The 19591-nt window shown below is 72.6% G+C and carries 16 protein-coding genes; 10 read left to right on the top strand and 6 right to left on the bottom strand.

Annotated features, from left to right (window positions below):
* Positions 1 to 80: 80 nt before the first annotated feature.
* The 4 genes from ACH4UK_RS10700 to ACH4UK_RS10685 all read left to right on the top strand — a co-directional run bounded on the left by ACH4UK_RS10700 (position 81) and on the right by ACH4UK_RS10685 (position 5917).
* Entirely contained in the window at positions 81 to 1589 is a 1509-nt protein-coding gene (locus ACH4UK_RS10700; protein ID WP_398355652.1) for a DUF4246 domain-containing protein, read from the top strand.
* 158 nt (positions 1590 to 1747) lie between these two features.
* Positions 1748 to 3337 (top strand): hypothetical protein, encoded by a 1590-nt coding sequence (locus tag ACH4UK_RS10695; protein ID WP_398355651.1) that lies wholly within the window; start codon positions 1748 to 1750, stop codon positions 3335 to 3337.
* Between the two features lie 71 nt (positions 3338 to 3408).
* The gene (locus tag ACH4UK_RS10690; protein ID WP_398355650.1) at positions 3409 to 4881 is read left to right on the top strand and encodes an amidase; all 1473 of its coding nucleotides are present in this window, start codon (positions 3409 to 3411) and stop codon (positions 4879 to 4881) included.
* A gap of 118 nt (positions 4882 to 4999) precedes the next feature.
* Positions 5000 to 5917, top strand: a complete 918-nt coding sequence (locus tag ACH4UK_RS10685; protein ID WP_398355649.1) for an aldo/keto reductase — start codon at positions 5000 to 5002, stop codon at positions 5915 to 5917.
* Between the two features lie 148 nt (positions 5918 to 6065).
* Here ACH4UK_RS10685 and ACH4UK_RS10680 read toward each other — a convergent pair whose 3' ends face one another.
* Positions 6066 to 6866, bottom strand: a complete 801-nt coding sequence (locus ACH4UK_RS10680; protein WP_398355648.1) for an AraC family transcriptional regulator — start codon at positions 6864 to 6866, stop codon at positions 6066 to 6068.
* 160 nt (positions 6867 to 7026) lie between these two features.
* Here ACH4UK_RS10680 and ACH4UK_RS10675 point away from each other — a divergent pair, with 160 nt between their 5' ends.
* Positions 7027 to 8499 carry an MFS transporter gene (locus ACH4UK_RS10675; protein WP_398355647.1) on the top strand — a complete coding sequence of 491 codons (1473 nt, stop codon included), beginning with the start codon at positions 7027 to 7029 and terminating at the stop codon, positions 8497 to 8499.
* Positions 8500 to 8602: 103 nt separating this feature from the next.
* Here ACH4UK_RS10675 and ACH4UK_RS10670 read toward each other — a convergent pair whose 3' ends face one another.
* Positions 8603 to 9151, bottom strand: a complete 549-nt coding sequence (locus ACH4UK_RS10670) for a hypothetical protein (protein WP_398355728.1) — start codon at positions 9149 to 9151, stop codon at positions 8603 to 8605.
* Positions 9152 to 9276: 125 nt separating this feature from the next.
* On the bottom strand, positions 9277 to 11298 hold the full coding sequence (locus ACH4UK_RS10665) for a hypothetical protein (protein ID WP_398355646.1): 2022 nt from the start codon (positions 11296 to 11298) through the stop codon (positions 9277 to 9279).
* 298 nt (positions 11299 to 11596) lie between these two features.
* On the opposite strand from ACH4UK_RS10665, the gene ACH4UK_RS10660 reads away from it, so the two are divergent.
* Both ACH4UK_RS10660 and ACH4UK_RS10655 read left to right on the top strand, forming a co-directional pair.
* Positions 11597 to 12190, top strand: a complete 594-nt coding sequence (locus ACH4UK_RS10660) for a hypothetical protein (protein ID WP_398355727.1) — start codon at positions 11597 to 11599, stop codon at positions 12188 to 12190.
* An 88-nt stretch (positions 12191 to 12278) separates the two neighbouring features.
* Positions 12279 to 13478 carry a hypothetical protein gene (locus ACH4UK_RS10655; RefSeq protein WP_398355645.1) on the top strand — a complete coding sequence of 400 codons (1200 nt, stop codon included), beginning with the start codon at positions 12279 to 12281 and terminating at the stop codon, positions 13476 to 13478.
* 29 nt (positions 13479 to 13507) lie between these two features.
* Here ACH4UK_RS10655 and ACH4UK_RS10650 read toward each other — a convergent pair whose 3' ends face one another.
* Positions 13508 to 13915, bottom strand: coding sequence for a DUF192 domain-containing protein (locus ACH4UK_RS10650; RefSeq protein ID WP_398355644.1), 408 nt, complete (start codon positions 13913 to 13915; stop codon positions 13508 to 13510).
* 104 nt (positions 13916 to 14019) lie between these two features.
* On the opposite strand from ACH4UK_RS10650, the gene ACH4UK_RS10645 reads away from it, so the two are divergent.
* The 3 genes from ACH4UK_RS10645 (at position 14020) to ACH4UK_RS10635 (ending at position 16533) form a co-directional block, all read left to right on the top strand.
* A complete protein-coding gene (locus tag ACH4UK_RS10645; protein WP_398355643.1) occupies positions 14020 to 15003 on the top strand; it encodes a prepilin peptidase in 984 nt (327 codons plus the stop codon).
* 130 nt (positions 15004 to 15133) lie between these two features.
* Positions 15134 to 15943 carry a class I SAM-dependent methyltransferase gene (locus tag ACH4UK_RS10640; RefSeq protein ID WP_398355642.1) on the top strand — a complete coding sequence of 270 codons (810 nt, stop codon included), beginning with the start codon at positions 15134 to 15136 and terminating at the stop codon, positions 15941 to 15943.
* A 137-nt stretch (positions 15944 to 16080) separates the two neighbouring features.
* Positions 16081 to 16533 (top strand): hypothetical protein, encoded by a 453-nt coding sequence (locus ACH4UK_RS10635; protein WP_398355641.1) that lies wholly within the window; start codon positions 16081 to 16083, stop codon positions 16531 to 16533.
* 148 nt (positions 16534 to 16681) lie between these two features.
* On the opposite strand, the gene ACH4UK_RS10630 is transcribed toward ACH4UK_RS10635, so the two are convergent.
* The gene (locus ACH4UK_RS10630; RefSeq protein WP_398355640.1) at positions 16682 to 17860 is read right to left on the bottom strand and encodes a winged helix DNA-binding domain-containing protein; all 1179 of its coding nucleotides are present in this window, start codon (positions 17858 to 17860) and stop codon (positions 16682 to 16684) included.
* Positions 17861 to 18277: 417 nt separating this feature from the next.
* A complete protein-coding gene (gene mgrA / locus ACH4UK_RS10625; protein WP_398355639.1) occupies positions 18278 to 19327 on the bottom strand; it encodes an L-glyceraldehyde 3-phosphate reductase in 1050 nt (349 codons plus the stop codon).
* Between the last annotated feature and the right edge of the window lie 264 nt (positions 19328 to 19591).

Raw genomic sequence — 19591 nt, 5'->3', positions numbered from 1 at the left:
AGGCGGGTGAGTTCGCGGGAGTGTCAGTCTGCTGACGTATCGTTCCCGCCACCACACGCCGACCGTGAGGACCAAGAGAATTGACCGGCCTGTCCGCTTTCCCGCTGCCCTTTCGGGTTTCCCGTTCCCTTTCGTTCGCGACACCCCGAACGCTGCGGGAACTACAGATGATGCAGTGCAGCTCACACATCCGGGCGAAGCCGGGATGGTTCGACAAGATAGGCGAGGCCGACATCGTCGCCCGGTGGACGCGAGAAGCGGTCGCCCAAGGCCTCACCGAGGCGCAGGTGCGGTACGTTCTCGCGGAACTCACGCATTACGCCGCGCTGCGGGACGGACGAACCGGTATCGAGGTGTCCGCCGTCGACGGGGTGTGGCAGTCGGACACCCTGGTCGACGACGAGCTCAGGTCCCGGCTCCGCGAGGCGGTCCAGGTTCTGGAGCAGGTCCCGGAAGCCGATCAGGACTGGCATCCGGGGTCCGACGGCCAGGTGCTGAATCTGGTCCATCCCTCACTCTTCTGTCTGGTGCGGGAGGCGAGCGGCGCACCCGAGAGGGCCTGGCGGAACCCGACGGACCGCTACGCGAGATACGAGTTCTCGGAGAAATTCCAGTGGCTGCCGACGGACGTCGACGTCAGCGCCGAAGGTGACGCCACCTTCCGTTCGTACGTCAACAACGTCCACCCCGAGGCCCATCGCCAACTGGCCTCCGTCCTGCCGGACTTGTTCGCACGCTTCCGCCCCCTCCTGGAGAACGTACTCACCGATCTGCGCCATCCGCGGCCCCTGCGGATCGAGGCCGATCCTTTCGGGTGGTACGACTCCGAGCCGGAATGTCCGGACGAATCCTCCTTCAGTGATGACGAGGCCTACGCGGAAGCTCTCAGCGCGTGGGAGGCGGCCCAGGACGACTGGTGGGACACCCGAAGTCCGGTCATCCCGGACGCCCCGGCCTTCACCCCGCCCGCGCCGCCCGAGGAGTCCGCCCGAGTCGACCTGCGCTGCCGCAGCCTCCAGGTCATCGTCAAGCTCGCCACGATTCACCTCACCCCGGACAAGCCCGAGTACCCCGGTGGTTCCTGGCATGTCGAGGGGATGCTGAACGAGCGGATCGTCTCGACCGGCATCTACTACTGGGAGGGCGAGAACATCACCGAAAGCCGGCTGAGCTTCCGGGCGGCACTCGACGACCCGCGCTACGAGCAGAACGACGACAACGGTCTGCGGGAGGTCTACGGCCTGGAGGACGAGGACGCACTGAACCAGACACTGGGGTCGGCGTCGACCCCGGCGGGCCGCTGCCTGGCGTTCCCGAACATCCTGCAGCATCGCGTCGACTCGTTCCGGCTCACGGATCCCACCCGCCCGGGATGTCGCAAGATTCTGGTGTTCTTCCTGGTCGACCCGTCGGAAAAGATCGTCTCGACATCGGATGTGCCACCGCAACAACCGTGGTCCGGGACCTCGACCATGACGCTTGAACAGGCCAGGCAGTATCGCGAACAGCTCATGCAGGAACGCAAGTTCTTCGTCGACGAGCACAACGAGCAGCTCTACGAACGGGAATTCTCCCTCTGCGAGCACTGAAGTCTCTTCTGGGCGGATCACCCCGGCCGCCCCCGCCATGACAGCAATCCGGCCACATGCTCTCCGAGCCCGTCACCCGAACGGCCGACCGTCGTTTGTGTTGTGGGCCGGAAGCCGGACCGGTCGGCTGCATCAGGTGGGGCGTGGAGGAGGCAGTGATGGGTGTGGAGGCCCACGCGACGAACGAGCGGGTGACGGGGCGCACATGGACCGTGCGGCTGGACCCCGTCGGCCGCGGCCGTGCGGACGTGCGCGTCTCGTGCAGCCGCCCCGCCTGCGCCGCGCAGGTGCTGCCCTCCGCGGCCGCCGGTCGCGCGGCGGCGGTCGCGCATCTCAGGGCCCACCTGCGCGCGGGTCCCGCCCCCCGTCCCTCGGCGTACTGCGCCTGCCGGGCCGAGGAGTGCCACTCCCACATCCGCCCCGCCGGGCCGCGTGAACGTCCCGCGGCACCCTGGCGGTGCGGGGGCGCGGTCGTCCTGGCGGTCGTCACGGACCGGGAGGGGCGCTGGTGGCGTGTCATGGAGTGCTGCTCGCGCTGTGCTGCCGCCCATCCCACCGCGAAGGTCGTCGCCTCCGCCCCGGGTCCCGACAGGCCGGTTCCGGCCGACACCCTCCGGGCCGGTGCCGGGGCCGCCGCCCCCGCGCCGTCCGTGTCGGCCGTCGGGCCGCACTTCTCGCACACCGAATCCGCGACCGGCTCCCCGGACCGGGTGCCGGTTCCCCGGCCCGCAAGGCCGTCGCGGCAGCGTGCCCCGCGAGGGAGGATCGCGCAGCGCTTCGTCCCGCACGATCTGTGGCCCGTCGCGCTGCGGGACGAGCTCACCGAACTCGGTGAGCTCTTCCGCGCCTACCAGCAGCGCGCCGAACCCGACCTCGCGATGCTCGCCGACCTCCACGCCCGCAAGGCGAAGGCCTTTGCCAGTTGGGCCGACGTCACCGGCGACACGGGACTGCGGCTCGACGCCCAGCGAGCCGAACAGGCCGCCGCCACCGCCCGCCTCCAGCATCTGCACCGCAGCGGCCAGGCTCCGGACGGTGACGGGCCGGCCGTGGCACGGCTGCTGACCGCGGCCGCGCAGTGGAACCACGCACGGGCCGTCCTCGCCCACGTCGCCGACCACGCACCCCTGCCGGGCCCGGATGCACGCCTCCTGGTGGTGATGCTGACGCTGCGCACCGCGCAGTCCGGGGTCGGCAACCTCGTCGGGCAGGACCTGAAGGGGCTGCCCCTGCGGGATCCCGAGCACCTGGTGGGGCAGCTGGTGGAGTGCGGCTGGCTGAGTATCGCCGGGACCGTCGACGAACTGATCGCCTCCCGCCCGGAGTGCCCCACCCGGATCAGCGTGCCGTCCCTGACGCCCGACGAGAGCGACCCGGGCCCGTTCACGTTCGGCAGGAAGATGCGCCCCAAGCTCAGCGGATGGGCCCAGAGAGTCGTCGGCGAGAAGAAGCTCCGCAAGGCCAGGACCGCGGCCGAGGCCCGGTTGCTCGCCCTGGCCCTGGCCACCGGCATCGGCCCCGACGGAGGACTGGGGCCCCAGGGCCAAGGCATCGACCTGGAGGCCCTCTCCTCCTGGTGCGCCATCGACCCCGGCGACCTGCCGGAGCTCGTGGACCAGTTCACCGCGGCGGACTGGCTGACGGAGACGGCCGTCACCGACACCCTCCTCACCGGCCGGCTGACCGAACGTGTCCTCCCCCTCAGCTGCCCGCTGACCGATGGCGTCGGCGCGCGACAGACGTCCTGAGAAGGAGAGGCGATTCCGTTGCGGGCGTCGGCATTTCCTGCCCTCCGAACCAGCCGCATACGTTCGCATTCATGACGTGGAATTTCCTTACGGCAGAAGAACTCACGACCGCCCTGCGCACCGGTGAAGTGACCTCGGCAGAACTGACCGACGACGCGATCACCCGCATCGAGCGGGACGACCCGGCCATCAACTCCCTCTGCGTGCCGGACTTCGACCGTGCCCGATCCGCCGCCCGCGCTGCCGACCAGGCGCGTGCCCGGGGCGAGGACCGCCCCTTGCTCGGCGTCCCGGTGACGGTGAAGGAGTCCTACGACGTCGCCGGGCTGCCCACGACCTGGGGCATGCCGCAGCACCGGAACCACCTGCCCGCCGAGGACGCGGTGCAGGTGTCCCGGCTGCGGGCCGCGGGTGCGGTGGTGCTCGGCAAGACCAATGTGCCCCTGGGGCTGCAGGACCTCCAGAGCTTCAACGAGCTGTACGGCACCACCAACAACCCCTGGGATCACGGGCGTACGTCGGGTGGGTCGTCCGGCGGATCGGCGGCGGCCCTGGCGTCCGGGTTCGGCGCGCTCTCCATCGGCTCCGACATCGCCGGTTCGCTGCGCACCCCCGCACACTTCTGCGGCGTCTACGCCCACAAGCCGACCCTCGGGCTTGTGGCGGACCGCGGCATGGTCCCGCCCGGCACGCCTGCGCTGCCCTTCGCCCCCGACCTCGCCGTCGTCGGTCCGATGGCACGCAGCGCCCGTGACCTCACGCTCCTCCTCGATGTCATGGCCGGGCCCGACCCGCTCACCTTGGGGGTGGCGCACACCGTGACACTGCCGCCCGCGCGCCACGAGCGACTCGGCGACTTCCGGGTCCTGGTCCTCGACGACCATCCGCTCATACCGACCGGGTCCGCCGTGCGGGCGGGCGTGGGCCGGGTGGCCGACGCCCTGGTCGAGGGCGGCGCCCATGTCCGGCGGCACAGTCCGCTGCTGCCCGAGCTAGCCGAAGCCGCCACGCTCTACACGCAGTTGCTGTTCTCGAGCTCCGTCGCACGCTTTCCCGTCGAGGCGTACGAGCGACTGCGGGCCCAGGCTGCCGGGCTGAGCGCCGACGACCGGAGCCTCCAGGCGGCGCGGCTGCGCGGCATGGTGTTCAGTCACCTCGACTGGATCGCCGCGAACACCCGCCGCGAGGTCCATCGACACGGCTGGCGGCAGCTCTTCGCCGAGTTCGACGCCGTGGTCTGCCCCATCACGCCCACCCCCGCGTTCCCGCACGACCACGACCCGGATCTGCTGGGACGCCGTGTCGACATCGACGGCGTCGGGCACCCGTACTTCGACCAGCTCGTCTGGGCCGGTCTGGCCACCATGCCCGGTCTGCCCTCCACCGCCGTACCGGCGGGCCGGTCCCCCGAGGGGCTGCCGGTGGGAGTGCAGCTCATCGGTCCGATGTTCGAGGACCGCACCCCGCTGCGGCTGGCCGAACTGCTCGAGCAGCGGCTCGGCGGCTTCCGGGCGGCGCAGCCGGGCGCACCCGGTGAGCGGTGAGCGGTGGGCCTTGAGCGGTGACGAGTGCCGCGCCGCATGCAGCCGTAGCCGGTAGGCGGTAGGCGCAGGAGCAGGCGAAACGTTGCCAGGACCCCATGCGCCCGGAGATCATCCCGGAATGACATCAGAGACGATCACCGCGGCCGCATCGGGCACCTGGACCCTCGGCGACCTCGTCGTCAACCGGATCGGGTTCGGGACGATGCGGCTGCCGCAGCAGGGCGAGGCGTTCGACGTCGACGCCGTGCCGGGTGACCGGGACCGGGCGATCCAGGTGCTGCGCCGCGCCCGCGAGCTCGGCGTGAACCACCTCGACACCGCCGCGTTCTACTTCTCGCGGCTCCGCTCCGCCAACGAGCTGATCAACAGCGCGCTCGCCCCCTACCCCGACGACCTGGTCATCACCACCAAGGTCGGGCCGGGGCGCGACCCGGCCGGCGAGTGGCAGACCCATGCCACGCCGGGGCAGCTGCGCGGGCAGGTCGAGGAGAACCTCCGCCAGCTCGGCCGCGACCACCTCGACGTGGTGAACCTGCGGATCGTGGGCGACGGTTCGATCGCCGAGCGCTTCGGTGCGCTGGCCGAACTGCGCGAGGCCGGGCTGATCCGTCATCTCGGGCTCTCCAACGTCGGGCCCGCGCAGCTCGCCGAAGCCCGTGCCATCGCACCGGTGGTCTGCGTGCAGAACAAGTACGGGCTCGGATCCCCGCCGGACCAGGACGCGTTCCTGCGGGCCTGCGGCGAGCAGGGAATCGCCTTCGTGCCCTTCTACTCCATCGCGGGCGCCGGGCGCGAGGCGGGCGCGTCCCCGGACGCGGACGGCGACGCGCTGCTCGGTGTCGCCCGCGCCCACGGTGTCAGTACGGCACAGGTCCGGCTCGCCTGGACGCTGCACCGCGGACCCCATGTGCTCGCCATCCCCGGCACCGGCAACCCGGACCACCTGACCGCCAATGTGGCCGCCGGAGCCCTGCGGCTGTCCGACGGCGAACTGGCCGCTCTGGAAGCCCTCCACCGGGGCGGCGGCACGGGCTGACCGCGTACGCGGATGAACTCCGCCGGCGCCGCGAACACGGGGAAGGACAGGCACCGGCGGATGAGCTCCGCCGGCGCCCCCGAGCACGGGGAAGACCAGGCGCCGCCGGAATCGCCGGACGGCCTTCTGGGTGCGAGCGCCGCGGTGGTCAGGCCTCGGGGGCGCTCGTGACAGCTGCCTCGAACGGAGCGTTGCCGTTCAGGTAGCGCCCCGGTGACGTGCCGACGGTTCGCCGGAACGCCGCGAGGAAGGCGCTCGGTGTCGCGTAACCCACGGTGTGCGCGACCCGGGAGACGGGTTGGCCCTCGGCGAGCAGGGGAAGCGCGGCACGCAACCGCACTTGGGTGCGCCAGCGGTCGAAGTGCATGCCGGTGTCCTGGACGAACAGCCGGGTCAGGGTACGGCGGCTCACCCCGATGGCCCGTGCGTGCGCCTCGAGGCTCCGTGAGTCTGCCGGATCGGCGAGCAGCGCGTCGGCCACAGCGCGCACGCGATCGTCGGTGGGGTGCGGGACATCGATGGGGGTGGCCGGCAAGGGGCGCAGCAGATCCAGGACGACCGCCTCGGCCCGTAGCCGCGGGCCGTCGTCGAGGCTTTCGCGGCTGAGGTAGCCGATGAGGTGGGCGAGCAGCCCGTCGACGCCGACCGGCGTGGGGTCCGCCCAGTCCAGGTCGCATCGGTCCGGTTCGAAGTAGAGGCTGCACAGCACCGCCTCGCGGGTCGCACCGGTCCGGTGGACCACCCCCGCGGGCAGCCACAGTGCCCGTGTCGGGGGCAGGACCCAGTAGGCGTCGTCGACGGCGACGCCGAGCACACCGCGCCGCGCCCAGGCCAACTGGTGCTGGGGGTGGCTGTGCGGAATGAACCACTGCCCGTACGCCATCGGAAAGCTCCCGACGACGATCGCGCCCACCCCGGGCGGGACGGCCCCCACAAAGGCCTTGGTCATGGCCCCAGCCTATGGCCTCAGCGCGATACGACGTGGCCTGGTAGCGCATCGCGGTCAGCGCGGCCGGTGCATAGCGTCATGGCATGCCGATCGATCACGCACCGCGCCATGGGCGCTACCGCAGTTCACCGGGGCCGTTCACGAGCACAGGGCGTTCGGCGTGACAGCGGCGCCGACCACCGTCACGGCCGGCGTCCCTGGGCGCCGCCGGCCGGCCCTGGTCGTGCTGTGCTTCGTCCAGTTCATGCTCGTCCTGGACGACAACGTGGTGAGCGTGGCGCTCCCCAGCATGCGGGAGGATCTCGGCTTCGGCGCCGCGGGCCTGGCCTGGGTCGTCAACGCCTACTTCCTCGCCTTCGGCGGGCTGTTGCTGCTGTTCGGCCGCATGGCCGACCTGCTCGGCCGCAGGCGGGTCTTCCTGACCGGTGTGGCGCTGTTCGGTGCGGCGAGCCTGGTCTGCGGGCTCGCACAGGAGCCCTGGCAGCTCGTGGCCGGACGGTTCGTCCAGGGCGCGGGCGCGGCGATGGCCAGCCCGGCCGCGCTGGCACTGATCGCGCTGCTCTTCCCCGGTACGGAGGAGCGCGCCAAGGCATTCGGTATCTGGGGCGGTATCGCGGGTCTGGGCGGCACGATGGGCCTGGTGATCTCCGGTGCGCTGACCGGCCTGGCGTCCTGGCGCTGGATCTTCCTGATCAACCTGCCGGTGGCCCTTGCGGCTGTCGTGCTGCTCCCGCGGCTGGTCCCCGAGAGCCGGGCCGGGCGCGCGGTGCGCCTCGACGTACCCGGTGCGGTACTGGGCACCGGTGCCCTGGTGGCCCTGGTCTACGGACTGCTCCGGACCGGGGAGTCGGGCGGCGGCGACACCGCTGCTGTCGGGTCCCTGGTTCTGGCCGTGCTTCTGGCCGTCGTCTTCGTCGCCGTCGAGTCACGGACCGCCGAGCCGCTGGTGCCGTTGTCGTTCCTGTCCTTCCGCGTCCGCGCCGTCGCCAACGGGACGACCCTGCTGTTCTCCGCCGCCATGTACGCGATGGCCTTCCTGCTGATGGTGCACCTGCAGACGGTGCTGGGCTACCGCCCGCTCACCGCCGGCGTCGCCTACCTGCCCTATGGCGCGGGCATCCTCGCGGGCATGTGGCTCTCCTCCCGGGCGGTGGCCAGGTTCGGCGTGCGCCCGGCCCTCGTCCTGTCCTTCCTGATCAGCGCGGCCGGACTGCTGCTGCTGTCCGGTGTGGCGCCGAGCGACGGCTACGCCTTCGGAGTGCTGCCCGGCATGCTCGTCACGAGCCTCGGATGCGGACTGGGTCTGCCCGCCCTGACGGTCGCCGCGCTCACGGGCACCACCGAGGAGAACGCCGGACTCGGCTCGGCCGTCCTGAGCTCCGTTCAGCAGGTCGGCGGCGCCGTGGGGGTGGCGGTGCTGGTCGCTCTGGCCTCGCGCCGCAGCGAGGCACTGACCGGACGGGAGGGCCCCCTGCGGGCCGCGACGGAAGGCTTCTCGCTCGCGCTCACCGTCGCTGCGGCCCTCCTCGTACTCGGCGCTGTCCTCGTCGGCGCCCTGCTCGGGAAGAAGCACCGCACGTCGGATGCGCTCGACGCCGCAGAAGCTCCGGCCGACCGCGCACATCGCACGTAGCCACCACTTCGCCCGCGGCGGTCTCCCTTTTTCCGGCAGGCGTCTGCCCCACCGGGCAGCTGCCGGGCGGCCGCACGACACCGCAAGGCCCTTGTCGCATCTCCTACTTCACGGTGATCGACCCCACGAACGCGTCCAGGTCCTTCGCGTCGACCGCGTCCTTCACCCCGTTCAGGCGCACCACGAACGGAACGCCCTTCGAGTCCACGCCCGCGACCAGGACCCCGGTCATCGGGGTCCCCACGTTCGGGGTGTCCTCCTTGCCGTCCGCCGTGAAGTCGTAGTCGATCCGGCGGGCTTCGCGGGCCTCGCCCGCGCTGTCCGGGCCCGCGAGGCGTACGTCCTCCGTGGCCTTGCGGGTGGATCCCAGGCCGATGCCGGCGCCCGCCGCGGCCGCCGCCCCGGCCGCGTCGCTCACGCCGGTGGCGAAGTCCAGCTGGACCGAGACCATGCCGGTCCTGATGCCGTCCTCCTCCTTGAGCGCGACGGCCGCGTTGGCCTTGGCGCGCTCAGCCGCCGGCTGTTCCGCGTACCCCTCGCTCTTCGGATAGCCGACGCGCAGGCTGCCGGTGTCCAGCGTGCCCCAGCCCTCGGGCACGGACGCCGTGTCCTTCTCGCCGCCGCAGCCGGTCAGCAGGAGGGCCGCTCCCATGACGGCCGCTGCCGTGGCGGCCGCCGTGGTGGCCGTCACGCGTCCCCGGAACCTCCCCGGCTCCGGGGTCTTCCGTGTCCTGGCACCCATCGCTCGTGTCACCGCCTCTTCGCCTCTCCGCCTCGTCAGTTCGCGCAGTAGCTGTACGGAAGATACGTGCGCCGGTCGCCCTGCGGGGCCCCGAGGAACCGCGCGTCCGCCAGCGTCTCCTTCTTCTCCTCCGTGGAGAGGGAGAATCCGAGGCTCATGCCGAGCGAGAGCTCGAAGCCGAACTCCTGGGCGTCGCTCTCGCCGCTGTACCGCAGGCTGCTGGACAGCCCGTCCTCGAACATCAGCTGCTGGAAGGGGTCGTTGCCCTCCGGGCGGGACTCCATGCCCCGGTCGCCGAAGAGGTACTCGAACGGGGCGGTGTTGTTGCCCGAGCCGTCCAGCCACTGTTCGGCGACGGACCGGTTCGCCTCGGTGGCCGCGTCCGTGTCCTTGCCGAAGACGATCGAGTTCGTCACCACGTCGATGCCGGTCTCCCCCGAGGAGTCGGAGGCGCTGCCCTTGCCGCCGCGTTTGTCCTGGCCGCTCTCGCCGTTGTCGCCGCCGACCTCGACCTTGCCGGACGTCGAGCCGCTCTCCACGGTCTGCGTCATGTCGATGCGGACGATCTTCCCGGTCTTCTGGTCGCGGGTGACGGTGATGGCGCCGGTGCGGTTCTGCTTGGCGCCCACTGTGCCCTTGATGGGCCCCACGTTTCCGCCGGCCTTGCCCTCCAGTTCGAGCTTGGCGGTGTACGTGGACGACTCGTTGCCGTTCACGTCGTCCCTGGTGATCGTCACCTCGGGCGAGAACTTCGCCTTGCCGCCCAGTTTGGCGCCGAGTTCGTCCTCGTCGCCGCCCTTGACGGAGAGTCCGCCGTCCGCGTAGGCGTTGAGACCGACGGTCGAGTAGGAGATCTTCTTGTCGCCGATCTTCTTCTCGATGTCCTCCTTCTTCTCCGCCCACTTCATCGCGGAGTACCAGCCGCCGCCGTAGCCGCCGCTGTGCTTGGTGGAGGTCTCCCACATCTTCATTTCCTCGATGTCGTCCCGCATCTTCTGCGCCTCCTCCTCGCTCGCGAAGATCCAGGTGTCACCGTTGGTGATCTTGATGCCGCCGCCGATGTCGACGTCTGCCTTGCCGAGGCTCCCGAGCTTCACGCCCGGGGTGCTCGCGGTGACCCCGGCGGAGGCGGCGTCGGTGAACGTCATGGAGACGACCTTGTCGTCGGCGTCGACCTTGCCGTCGCCGTTCACGTCCGTGCCGGCTCGGGAGACCTTCTGCTGGAAGCCGTACTCCTCGCCCCACTCGAACCAGCCGATCTTGACCTTGCCGCCCGCCGTGTCCGAGATGCTGGAGATCTGGCACATCTTGGGCTCGTAGTCCGCGTCCGTCTTCGGCTTCGCCTCGGGGTCCTGGCCGCCGGTGGAGCAGGAACCGCCGCTGCCGGCGAGCGAGCTGATCGCACACCGCAGGCGCTCCCCGATCCTCCCGCCGACGCCGGCCATCGCCATCGCGCCGATCAGCATGACGACGAGGACGACGACGCCCAGGTACTCCGTCGCCGTCGCACCGCCGTCCCGCCAGTTGTACGCGTACTGCGGCGGGGGCGGGGGCCGGGTGGCGCGCTCCTCCAGCAGCCGGTCGACGGCCACCCCCGACGCCGCGCCGGCCGCCAGCGACACGCCGGGCATGAGAACGCCCTCGATCCCCACGACGTCCCCGGCGACGGCGAAGCCGTACAGCAGTCCGGCAAGCGGTACGGCCAGGGTGGCGAGCAGGTACAGGGTCCGGGAGGACTCGCGGAACTCGTCGGGAAGGATCCGGGCGGCGGCCAGGACGGTCAGGAGCGTCACGAGGAGACCGGGCAGGTGGATCAGGGTGAGCCGCCAGCCGAAGGTCTCCAACCGCGTCTCGGTGCCCAGCAGTTCGACCAGCACCCGGCTCGTGACGAACCCGGCGGCGAGATAGACGAGCGCGCCCGTCACCCAGCTGCGGGTCAACGCGAAGAACCGGCCGCCCTGTTGGCCGCGTCGCGCGGCGCCGGACCCCGCGATGCCGTGGCGCCCCGGCGGTATGCGGCCCGCGCTCCCGTCTCCCCAGCCCCCGTCACCGCTCACGGTGCACCTCTCCTCGACCCCGCGCGTGTTGCCCGATGGCTGGGAGCGTACGGCCGGAAAGCTGCCCCGACCCGGGCCCCCGGCCCCAAAGCCGGGCCCAACTGCCGGAGGCGGAAAACATGTTGTCCCGAGCGCGGCGGCCGTTCCGCTTCCGGCCGTTCCGCTTCGGGCCGGACCGGTTTGGGCCGTCCGTGGGCCCGTGGGCCCACGCAGCTCCGGCCGCCGCTCAGTACGCTCGGAAGTGCCGGAGGTCGCCGACCACGACACCGCGATGAAGAGCGATGGGGGTGGGGCGTCGATGGATGCCGGATTCTTCTACTCGTACCACCTGGGGTGGACCCGGCTGGACGCCCGGACACTGCTGGGCGACCTGGAGGCCGAAGGGCTCCGCCCGGCGCACCCGGTGACCGGCCGCACGGTGCTCGTCAGCCTCGACTCCGGCTCCCTGGGGGCCCGTTCACCCGTCACCCGCGAGCAGTTGCTGTCCATCGCCGGTCTTCAGCGGCTGCGCGAGGTCGGCTTCCGGTTGTGGACGGACGGGGGCCTCGACCTCCTGGTGCGCATCCGGCGGGCCCGGTCCGGCGTCGTCGCCGTCGAGTTCTCCGTCGGGGAGCTGCCCGAGCCGGAGCGGGAGCACGCGGTGAGCGCCATCCGGCGGACCGTCGGACGGGCCTCCGTGCTGTGCATCGGCTTCGTCGTCGACCGGAGCGGCGCGACGGCCGCCACCGACTGGGACGGCGTCGTCATCGAGGGCGCCGCGCCACTCGACGCCTGGCCGGACACCGTCGCCGTACGGGACGAGACGGCGGCCCGGCATCCGCAGCTCGCGGTCATGGACGCGGTGGAGATGTCGCCGTGGAAGATGTTCGGGAACGAGGTGCTCGGCGTCTGAGCCGGGCCGCCCGCCCGCCCCGGCCCGCCGGGGGCGGCCCGGCTCCCCATGGCGGGGAGAGGCCGCCGCCGACGTCATAATCGGCCGTATGTCCGATCACCAGTTCCGCACCCGGACGCCCGCAGGGCCAGCCCCGGGCCCCCGCGTCCCCGGGCCCCGGGCCGTCGTCGCGCTCCGGGCCGCCGCGCCCGCGCTCGCGGTCTACGCCGCCGTGCGGGCCTTGGGGCTCCTGGTCTTCTGGGCAGCCGCGTCCGCCGCCGGGAAGGACCCCCTGGGGCCGCTCAGCGGACGCTGGGACTCCGTCTGGTACCAGCGCATCGCCGAGAACGGCTACCGCCACACCGTCACCCTCCCGGACGGCTCCGTCCACTCCGACCTGGCGTTCTTCCCACTGCTCCCGGCCCTGGAACGCGGCATCCTTGAAGTGACCCCGCTCACCCTCGGCGGGGCCGGCCTGCTGGTCGCCTGGACGGCCGGGCTGCTCGCCGCCTGGGGCGTCTTCGCCGTCGGCTCCCATCTGCGCGGACGGCGTACGGGGGTGGTGCTGGCCGCACTGTGGGGGGCGTACCCGACGGCGTTCGTCCAGTCGATGGCGTACACGGAGACCCTGTTCACCGCACTCGCCGCCTGGGCGCTGTACGCCGTCCTCAAGGGCCGCTGGATCGTCGCGGGCGCGCTGTCCGTCCTGGCGGGGCTCACCCGGCCCTCGGCGGCGGCGCTCATCGCGGCCCTGGCGATCACCGCCGCCGTCACCCTCGTACGCGAGTACCGCGCCGAGCGTCGCGCCGGGCCGGTCCTGCGCCGCAACGCCCGGATGATCGCGGGCGTCGCGCTCGCACCGCTGGGCTGGCTGGCCTACGTGGTGTTCGTGGCCGTGCGCGAAGGCAGCCCGTTCGCCTACTTCGACGTCCAGGCGCAGTGGGGCAACAACATCGACGGCGGACGCGCGCTCGCCGCCTTCATCGCCGGGCTCCCGTGGCCCGCCGCCCTCGGCCTGTGCACGGCGCTCGGGCTGCTCGGATGGCTGGTGGTGCTCTGCGTACGGCAGCGGCAGCCGCTCCCGGTGCTCGTCTACGCCCTCACGATCGTCGTCATCTCGCTGATTGGCGCGGGATACTTCGGCTCCCGGCCGCGCCTGATGATGCCCGCGTTCCCGCTGCTGCTCCCGCCCGCCGTCGCCCTGCTGCGGCTGCGCACCACGGGACGCACGGCCGCCGCCCTCGCCGTGCTGGCCTGCGCGTCCGCCGGATACGGGGCCTGGACCCTGCTGGGCGCGGGCCCTCCGTAGCGGCGTCGCGTCCCGTCGCGGGACAGCCCCTACGCCACCTGCGTCCCTTGCGCCCCCTGCGTTCCGGAGGCGGGGGGCGTCGCCGTCAGCTCCACCCGTACGCCCGGCCGCACCCCCCACCGCTCCATCGCCCCGGCCTCCGCCTCCACCACGTGCCGGGACCGCAGCCGGGGCAGCCCCAGGCGGCCGGGCTTCATCGTGCGGACGGCCAGCACGGTGAACTTCCGGTCCAGGTACGCCACATCGATCGGGAACCGCATCCGGAAGGTGTGCACGCTCCCGCACGGGGTGAGCATCAGCGCCCCCTCGATCCCGTCCCGCCCGAGCAGCCCCTTGGTACGGGCCCGGTAGGAGGCCGCTATCCGCAGCGGCACCTTCGGGGCCCTGGGGTCCGCGCCGACCGTGAGCGTGCCGTCGCCATCGCGCCATGTCCTCATGGGCACCGACCGTAGCCTCCGGCGGACGTGCCCGGGGCCGATCCGGCCGTGCTTGGGCCCCCGGGCCCAAGACCCCTGTTCCCGCCGCCCATTAGGGTCGTCCCGTGGACGCCGCGCTGCTCGCCCTCGCCGCGGTCTGGGGTGCCGTCACCGGACTGCTGATCCCGCGTGCCGCCTACCGGTTCGCCGTAGAGCCGGAGGAGCCCTGGCGCACGGCGTGCCCCGCCGGCCATCCGCTCACCGGCCCGGCCCGCGGCTGGCTGGGCCCGGCCCGCTGCGCGCCCTGCGCCGCCCCGACAACGCTCGCCGCACCCGGGGCGGACACGGCGGCTGGAACCCCTGTGCCGGACCCGTTCGCGGCCGGAGCTCTCGCGCCGGACCCGTCTGCCATCGGCCCGTCCGGAGCTCCCGTGCCGGACCCGTCCGCCGCCGGAGCTTCCGCCCCGGACCCGTCCGCCGCCGGAGCCCCTGCCCCGGACTCGTCCCAGGCCGGAACCCCCGCCCCGGACCCGTCCGCCGCCGGTACTCCCGCCCCCGGAACTCCCGCCTACGCCCCCGGCGTCCTCGCCCCCCTGATCACGGTGGCCGCCTGCGTCGCGCTCGCCGCCGCCACCGGGGGCAGGCCCGAGCTCATCGGGTGGCTGGCCCTGGCCCCCGTCGCCGTGCTCCTCGCCGTCATCGACCGGCGCGTCCACCGGCTGCCCGACCCGCTGACCCTGCCCCTGGCGGCCGCGGCCGTCCTGCTGCTCGGCGGGGCCGCGCTGCTTCCCGGGCACGCCGGATCCTGGACTTCCGGGGTGCTGGGCGGGCTGGTCCTCGGCGGCTTCTACTTCCTGCTCTTCCTGATCAACCCGAACGGCATGGGCTTCGGCGATGTGAAGCTCGCCCTCGCCCTGGGCGTGGCCCTCGGCTGGTACGGCTGGACCGTGCTGTTCGTGGGCGGGTTCGCCGGGTTCCTGTTCGGGGCGGCGTACGGACTCGGCCTGGTGCTCCTGCGCAGGGCGGGGCGCAGGACCGGCATCCCGTTCGGCCCGTTCATGATCGCCGGGGCGCTGACCGGTCTGCTGCTGGGGGCCCTGGCCGTGTGAGGAGGGGCCCGCGTGCGGGTGCGCCCCGGCCGACGCGTGCGCCCGGCCCCCGCGTGCGCCCCGGCCCCGCGTGCGCCCGCCCGCCCGGAATCCGGTCGCGTGCCCCGGGCCCGCCTGACACGATTCCCGTATGCCCGATCCATCCGCTCCCGCCCCCCTCCCCTTCGACTCCGCGGCCTCCCGTGACCGGTTCGAGGCGCTCGTCGCCGAGGCCGACGCCGTCTCCGTGGACGGCTGGGACTTCTCCTGGCTCGACGGCCGGGCCACCGAGGAGCGCCCCTCCTGGGGGTACGCCCGTGCGATGGCCGACCGGCTCGGCCGGGCGCACGCCGCGCTCGACCTGCAGACCGGGGGCGGCGAGGTGCTGGCCGCCGCGCCGAAGCTCCCGCCGGTCACCGTGGCCACGGAGGCCTGGCCGCCGAACATCGCCCGCGCCACCGCCCTGCTGCACCCGCTCGGCGCGGTCGTCGTCGCCGACGAGGACGAACCGCCGCTGCCCTTCGGCGACGCGGCCTTCGACCTCGTGGTCAGCCGTCATCCGGTCACCACGTGGTGGGCGGAGATCGCGCGCGTCCTGACCCCCGGCGGTACGTACTTCTCCCAGCAGGTCGGCCCGGCCAGCGTCTTCGAGCTCGTGGAGTACTTCCTCGGCCCGCAGCCGCCCGAGGTCCGCCGGGGCCGGCATCCCGAGGACGCGCGGGCCGCCGCGACGGCGGCCGGACTCGAGGTGGTGGACCTGCGCTCGGAGACCCTGCGCACCGAGTTCCGCGACATCGGTGCGGTGGTCTACTTCCTGCGCAAGGTGATCTGGATGGTGCCCGGATTCACCGTCGAGCAGTACCGGCCCCAACTGGCCGCGCTGCACCGGCAGATCGAGGCCCAAGGGCCGTTCCCCGCCCGCACCGCCCGCTTCCTGATCGAGGCCCGCAAGCCCCGGTGACGGCGGCCGGGCACCGTCTCGATGGTCAACCCATATGTCCCGTACGCCAGTTCAGCTTCGTCCCGGATGCAACGGGATCGTGCGGGCGGCCGTCCTACTCTTCGGGAGGCACGCACCGTGAAGGAGGGGGAGCGCTCATGACCGTGGAGAGCGAAGACTGCGCGGGGCCCGCCGGGCGCGCGCGGCACGGCAACGCGGAGTGGCTCAGGGGGGCCAGGCTCACCGCCGTCCTCGGGGTCTACTACCTGCCCGAGGGCCGGGCCGCCGAGCCGGAAGCCGTCGAGTTCGTCCTGTCCGAGGGCCAGTCCGTCCTGCTGACCTGTGCCTCCGACCGGACGCTGCGCGTCACCCCGGGCACCTGGCCACGGCTGCCCGACTGGTGCGTCCCGGCGAGCCGGTGGCAGCACTCCCCGCCCGCCCTCCTGCCGCCGGTGCCGTACGGGGGAGCGTGGACGGTCGTGGGCACCCAGGAACTCAGGGACGCGGACGGGGAGGTGCTCCAGGCCGTCATCCGGTGCGAGGAAGGGGACTTCGTGGTGGTCGCCGGAGACACGATGGCGGTCCGCTTCGACCCCCGCCCCGGCCCCTGAACCGCCCTCGGCTCGCCGCGTCCGTACGTACGTCCCTGCCCCTCACCCGTACGCAGACGCTCCGCCCCGTACGTGCCATGCCCCCGCCCCGTACGCGCGAGCCCGACCCCGTACACGCGAGCCCAACCCCGTACGCAGACGCCCCGCCCTACGCGTGCGGGCCCACCGTCACCGGGCCGACCGTCAGTTCCGCCGTGCCCTCCATGATCGCGGCGACCCGCTCCACCTCTTCCTCCAGGGCCCGCAGCCGGGGTGCGGGCAGGGGCTCCAGCGGTTCCACCGTCACCGTGATCCGGCGGCCCGAGCGGCGCTGGTGCCAGACGCCGGCCACCGTGCCGTCCACCAGCAGCACGGGGAAGTTCCCCGCCTGTCCGCCCGCGAGGGCCCGCTCGTACGCCGCCCCGGGGAACAGCCGCTCACGGGGCCCCGAGGCGATGGTGAACGCGTCGAAGTACGGGAGCAGCCGCACGCCCCGCACCGGCGTGTCCGGGAAGTCCGTGTCACCCGCGACCACCCACGCCGGACCGTCGTCCGCGAACGCCACCTCCTCGATCGCCCCCGCCGCGGCCAGCGCGGCGAACTGCTCGGCCGCCCAGCGCTTCGGCGCGGCGAGCCACCGGGCGAAGTGCAGGGGGGTGGCCGGCCCGTACGCGTACAGGTACCGCTCGACCAGGGCCGTCAACGCCCCGGGGCCGGGCCGTGGGGTGCATCCGGGGTTGGTGTACGTGGCCTTCCGGCCCCGGTTCGGGGCGTAGGCGAGGGCGCCCCGGTGGCCCGCCAGGTGCAGGACCTGACGCCAGCGCGGCCACATCGCCTGGAATCCGGGCATCACCAGGTCCCCGGCCCACGGTCCGGTCCGCGCGACGACCTCATCGGAGAGCTCGTCGATCGTGAGCTCCGTCCCGGTCAGCGCCTCTCCGACCGCCGCGACGACCGCCTCCACCTGGTCCGGGGTCATCCGGGCGTCTTTGGGAAAGGGGTTCGGGCCCGTCGGCACGGCGGACAGGGCCCCGGTCCACAGGGGCAGGTCCGCGGCGGGCAGCAGGTGGACCGTGCCGCGCGGCCCGAACGTCTTGACCAGGGTGCGGTCGGTCCACAGCGCCGTACGGACGTCCGTACGGGTCAGTCCGTCACCGCGCAGCCCCACGGAGAGCTCGGCCGCCGACAGCACCTGGGCGTGCGCGCCGAGCATCGCGGCCACCGCATCGCCGGGGGCAGCGAGGGGCGACGCGGCGGCGGCGTCCGGGTGGAGGTGCTGGCGGGCCAGCCTCCGGGCGTTCGCCCCGGGCCAGGTCACGGTCGCGGTCGCACGGGATGGTGTCGTCATGCCCCGAACCTAGAGCCCCCAGCGGTCAGTTCCTGTCCGCTGTCCCGCTACCGCGCCCCGGCGGCGTCAAGGCGACGCCGTGCGGCGACCCCTCGATACCGGGGTCGATACCGGAGCCGATACCGGGGCGACCCCGGGTCGCCATCGGGTGCGGAAGCCCTGCTCGCAGGGCGCTCGGAGGGCGCTCAGGGGGCGTGAGCCGTGCTCGCAGGGGAGTCCGGCATATTCGGAGAGTAGTTATGGAGCGGCAATGCACGCGACATCGCTTACGAAGGGTTATGGTGGAAACCCCCCCTCGGGCCGGTCCGTATCCCCCCCCACGGACCGGCCCGTTTTTTTACGGGCCGGCACAGGCGCTGCCGTGCGGCCCCGGGGCCCCCGCGTTTTTCCGTGTGCGGAAGCCCCGTTGACCCGACGTCAGCTGCGACCGGCCCAGATGTTGGTGCCCGCCGTGTCCACGGCGAACGCGTCGATCTCCTTCAGCTCCTCGGCGGTCAGCGCCGGACCCGCGAGGGCCGCCACGTTCTCCTCCAGCTGCTTCACGCTGGAGGCGCCGATCAGGGCCGAGGTCATCCGGCTGTCGCGCAGGACCCACGCGATGGCCAGCTGGGCGAGCGACTGACCGCGGCTCTGCGCGATGTCGTTGAGCCCGTTGAGCCGGCGGACCACCTCGTCGGAGAGCAGGCCCGGGTCGAGGGACTTGCCCTGGGTGGCGCGCGAGCCCTCCGGGATGCCCTTCAGGTACTTGTTCGTGAGCAGGCCCTGCGCGAGCGGCACGAAGGAGATGCAGCCCATTCCGGCCGTCTCCAGGGTGTCGAGCAGTCCGTCGTCCTCGATCCAGCGGTTGATCATGGAGTAGGACGGCTGGTGGATCAGCGCCGGCACACCCATGTCCTTGAGCAGCGCGGCCGCCTCGGCGGTCTGCTCCGCGGTGTAGGAGGAGACGCCCACGTACAGCGCCTTGCCCTGCCGGACGGCGGACGCCAGGGCGCCCATCGTCTCCTCCAGCGGGGTGTCCGGGTCGAAGCGGTGCGAGTAGAAGACGTCGACGTGGTCGAGGCCCATCCGCTTCAGTGAGGCGTCGAGCGAGGACAGCAGGTACTTCCGGGAGCCCCACTCGCCGTACGGGCCCGGGTGCATCAGATAGCCGGCCTTGGTGGAAATGACCAGTTCGTCCCGGTAGGGGGCGAAGTCCTGGGCGAAGAGCTTGCCGAAGTTCAGCTCGGCCGAGCCGGGCGGCGGTCCGTAGTTGTTGGCCAGGTCAAAATGCGTGACGCCGAGATCGAAGGCGCGGCGCAGGATCGCACGCTGCGAGTCCAGCGCCCGGTCGTCGCCGAAGTTGTGCCACAGGCCCAGCGAGAGGGCGGGCAGCTTGAGGCCGCTGCGCCCGGTCCGGCGGTACTCCATGGAGTCGTAACGCGAACCGGCGGCGCGGTAGTACAGGTCGGGGGAGAGGTAATCAGTCACGTTTCTCTCCTTATCACGGACTTGTGACAGACCGGGTTGGGCCCCGGTGACCCGATCGCAGTAATGTGGCCGCTTCGGGGAATGCCGATGTGCGGCGCGGCGAAGGCCCGCGTGGCCCGTGCCGGTGGTAGAGGCGCGGACCGCCGAGGGATCGTGCGGGCGGTGCAGGCCGTGCAGCGATCCCCTGCGGGGGACGGCCCCCGGACCCCCGGCGACGGGGAGGGCGGGCCCCGGGGCCCGTACGGAACCGAGAGGGTGAACACA

The sequence above is a fragment of the Streptomyces sp. NPDC020884 genome, from assembly GCF_044333935.1.
GTDB lineage: Bacteria > Actinomycetota > Actinomycetes > Streptomycetales > Streptomycetaceae > Streptomyces.
This window is presented reverse-complemented; position numbering and strand designations above follow the sequence as displayed.